This is a genomic window from Microvirga sp. HBU67558, assembly GCF_018069605.1.
Taxonomy (GTDB): Bacteria; Pseudomonadota; Alphaproteobacteria; order Rhizobiales; family Beijerinckiaceae; genus Microvirga; species Microvirga terrae.
The window spans coordinates 1-3,401 of record NZ_JAGPUP010000368.1; the positions used below are offsets into that span (position 1 = coordinate 1).

Genomic DNA, 3,401 nt, shown 5'->3' on the forward strand with positions numbered 1-3,401 from the left:
ATCGGCCCCGCCGCTCACCCGGAATCGCCCTCCTGCCGAGGGCGGCATGACTTACCGGATGCACCTTAAGCATATACGCACTAAATTTCGGGTGTATTGATAAGGCCGTATAGTGCGTTACGAATTTTTAACGCCCGCCCCGGGGCAGCCGACAGTTATGATACAACGTAATGTTGTTTCAATGGCCTAACGGCTGGTGCTCAATGTTTTAATGCGAGTTCTAGGCTGGCCAACACGCACACAAGACTAAAAACCTATAAGATATTCCTTATTGCAGGTTTGTATTGTTTGCCGTATGTATGGTTAGAATCCGCAAATGGAGTTTTGCATGGATACATACGATCCGACTATTAGCCCAAGTGCAGACGATCAGGAACAAGCCTTCAAACAATCAGAGCAGGGATGCTACGCGAAGACCTTGGCTTTAGGCCGCCGGAGCGTGGAAGCTAACCTATCGGTTGGGCTGCGCAGTTATCGTCATTCTCGACGCATCCGCCCGCTGTTTCCGCAGCATTTTCATCCACGAACACAATCCGAGTAAGTGCCATGAGCCAAACATCAGAAACGGACCGTCCGAAAGTAGAGCCTATCGACCTTCTAAGGTTAAAAAAGGTAGTGATTTTGGCCACCAGCACTGCGGAAGCGAAGCGCTCGGAAGCAGAGCTAGCTAAGAATGTTCAAGACTATGCGGAGAATGAGCTCGCATTGGCGATCGTTAGTTATCTCACGCCAAATGGGCGCTATAAGAGGGCACTTGAGCCCCATCTTGAACAACTTGGATTGCATGAAATCCAGCCTATGAAAGGATGGCGTGAGAAGCGAGAACGCCGGATAGCCCGGAAGGCTGAACGCGCGAGAAAGAAGGAAGCCGAAGAGCAATGATTCTGAGGCGACAGACGGATTGGATTCATAAAAGCGCTTCTACTATTGCGCGTAATATGGCATCAATCCACGACATAGAGAGCCACAAGAATGCCTCCAATGGTGGGCGACATGTCCACCTTTGTCAACTTGCACGGTCATAAGGCGGTCGGTGCTATTGTCAATGTCGTTTGGGACTCCGGCATCAACACCGTTGTGGCCTTTCACCTGAAGTACGCTGGCAACGCCCGTCAGGCGCATTGCGGCGTCATCAGGCGCATACGCGTAAGTTACTCGGCCGGATCATCCCGCTGCATTGGCAATCAGCACAGTCTTAGCAAACAACTGCCCAGACTTGGTCCAACCGTGAATAACGCCAAGCACTGGGTAGTCTCATCGATAAACATTTTCGACGAGCGTTGAAGTTTCAACGCTCGTTGATACACATACTGGTCCATGGCTGAGTGATCTGAAGCAGCTTATTGACTTCTACTTTTGCATAATCGGCGGTGGTGTCGATCAATCGGTGGCGAAGCACGGGTCCGATCATGTCGAGCGTGGCGCCCTGGCGCAGCAAGCTGATCGCAGCGGAGGGCCAAAGCGGATTGACGCCTCGGCGGCGGGGCATCGATAGCGGCCCTCTCAAGCGCAAGGCTCACAATACTTGAGACGCTCGCGCTCGCAAATGGCCGATGCGGTGCAACGGTCCGAAGGAACATCTGCGCACAGGCGGCGAGCGGCCGGATATCCCGGAGATATGCGATGATCGCGTCGCCCGCGTCCTGGTGGAGCGAAAGCCGGATCTCACGACGACCTTTGCCGCAGACAAGCAGGGATCCCTCGTGCAGTCGAGGTCATCAAGGCGCATGCCTGAGATGTCATCGGCGCGCAGGCCGCTACGGGCCAGCAGAAGGAACGCGTAGTCGCGGGTGCCCATAGGCGTCGTGAGGTCACACGACGCGATGACTCGCTCGATGTCTACGGCAGGGATGTAACGCCGACAACCGCTATTGGGAGATCATTGGGATGGCCTGACCAAGCTCCGGCACAGGCCGTGGGCAACCAGATATCTGGAGTAGCCTCTCAACGCCATCATCATGGCCTTGAAGTAGGCCTGCGAACTTCGCTTCGCCGGTCCGGGATGAAGCAAGCGAGCCGCTCGGCGATGCCAAGGCGGCGCTCGGCCTGAGCCAAGAGCATGACGCCACCGTCTGATGAGAGGCGCCCACCGTCGAAAGCAGCGGTGATCTTCTTGCGACCCACGGCTGGAAACGGGAACGTCGGGGTTGTATCGTCCATCATGGCGGGTGTGGTAGCTTTGAAGGGGTTGCAGGACGGGTGTCAGCAACCAAATCCTACGCTGATTCAAGTGCTTAAGCTACATCCGCCAGCCCTTCTCCAACCACCTCGTGCATAAGAAAGGCTAAATCCAATACCGTTGACTTAGGTTTAGATCGCCTTTCTGAGATGTCGGCGGGTGTTGCGCAGGCGTGCGATCCAAGCGTTAAAGGAGCGCAACGCGAGACCTTGACTCTGGCAGTAGGCGGATCGTGACAGCCCACTCGTGTGCCAGGAGTAGATGTGGGCGCGCCAGACCGTCTCCAGCTTGGGGACCGGAGCAGGCGTTGCGGCGGCTTTGGGCTCGGCCGCAAGAGGCACGGCTGCGGGCGCAATCGGCAATGTGTGTTGACTGTCGGTTGTGGTCGGCCGAAAGTGACGGCGGGCCAGGGCACGAATGCCATGCTGGCGCATCAGCCGCTCGACCCGGCCACGGCTGATGCGATGGCCCTGGGCTCGTAAGGCTGCGTGCATGCGTGGGCTGCCATAGCGACCCTGGTGCTGAGCATGGAGCCGCTGCACCTCCTGCAGCAGGCGCCGGTTTGCCATCGCCCTTTGGCTCTCCGGCCGAGACCGCCAGGCATAATAGCCGCTGGCGGACACCCCGAGCACGCGGCACATGAGCCGCACCGGAAAGGTACGGGCATGCTGCTCGATGAAGCCAAACCTCATTTCGGCACCTCCGCGAAGATGCCGATGGCTTTATTTAAGATGTCCCGTTCCATCCCGGTGCGATCGAGTTCACTGCGCAACCGGGCGATTTCCGCCGCCTGATCGGCCGGGGTGACACGGGGATGCGGTGCCAGCCGGCAACGGTGTGGGAGCAGCCCTGGACCGGGGCGCGGCCTCGTGGGTAAGGGCCCGCCAATTGCGCAGCATCGAGGGAGAGATCCCCAGTTCGGTCGCAATCTGCATGGTTGGTCGGCCACTGCTCTCCAGCAGGGCAACGGCCTCTCGCTTGAACTCGGGGGTAAATTCTCGCCTTGTCTTCATCATCAAACACCTTCCCGCTCCCGCAGGAGCGTATCAGAGGTGTCCGTCAAAGCGAGGGAAGATCAGGCAAGAGCACCAAGTCAGGCGGTGGCGCGACAATCCGGATGTGGTCGGCTGCGATGATCCGACCTGGGACGGCCGGTTCGGCGCGGGCTTTGGTCGGAAAGCCGCTCATCTTGCGCTTGACCACACGTGGGTTGTGTCGCCCC

The 3,401-nt window shown here is 58.0% G+C and carries 3 protein-coding genes and 2 pseudogenes; 2 read left to right on the top strand and 3 right to left on the bottom strand.

Annotated features, from left to right (window positions below; genetic code table 11):
- Window positions 1-546 precede the first annotated feature (546 nt).
- Window positions 547-882 (top strand): hypothetical protein, encoded by a 336-nt coding sequence (locus KBI52_RS02005; RefSeq protein ID WP_210804983.1) that lies wholly within the window; start codon window positions 547-549, stop codon window positions 880-882.
- Between the two features lie 111 nt (window positions 883-993).
- Window positions 994-1,284 carry a hypothetical protein gene (locus KBI52_RS02010; protein WP_210804985.1) on the top strand — a complete coding sequence of 97 codons (291 nt, stop codon included), beginning with the start codon at window positions 994-996 and terminating at the stop codon, window positions 1,282-1,284.
- A gap of 4 nt (window positions 1,285-1,288) precedes the next feature.
- Here the strand turns inward: KBI52_RS02010 and KBI52_RS02015 are convergent, their stop codons facing one another.
- The 3 genes and pseudogenes from KBI52_RS02015 to KBI52_RS32535 form a co-directional block, all read right to left on the bottom strand.
- Window positions 1,289-1,489, bottom strand: coding sequence for a hypothetical protein (locus KBI52_RS02015; RefSeq protein ID WP_210804987.1), 201 nt, complete (start codon window positions 1,487-1,489; stop codon window positions 1,289-1,291).
- A 488-nt stretch (window positions 1,490-1,977) separates the two neighbouring features.
- A pseudogene (locus KBI52_RS02020) lies at window positions 1,978-2,163 on the bottom strand (transposase); the annotation flags it as partial.
- 276 nt (window positions 2,164-2,439) lie between these two features.
- A pseudogene (locus KBI52_RS32535) lies at window positions 2,440-3,195 on the bottom strand (IS3 family transposase); the annotation flags it as partial.
- Window positions 3,196-3,401: the final 206 nt, after the last annotated feature.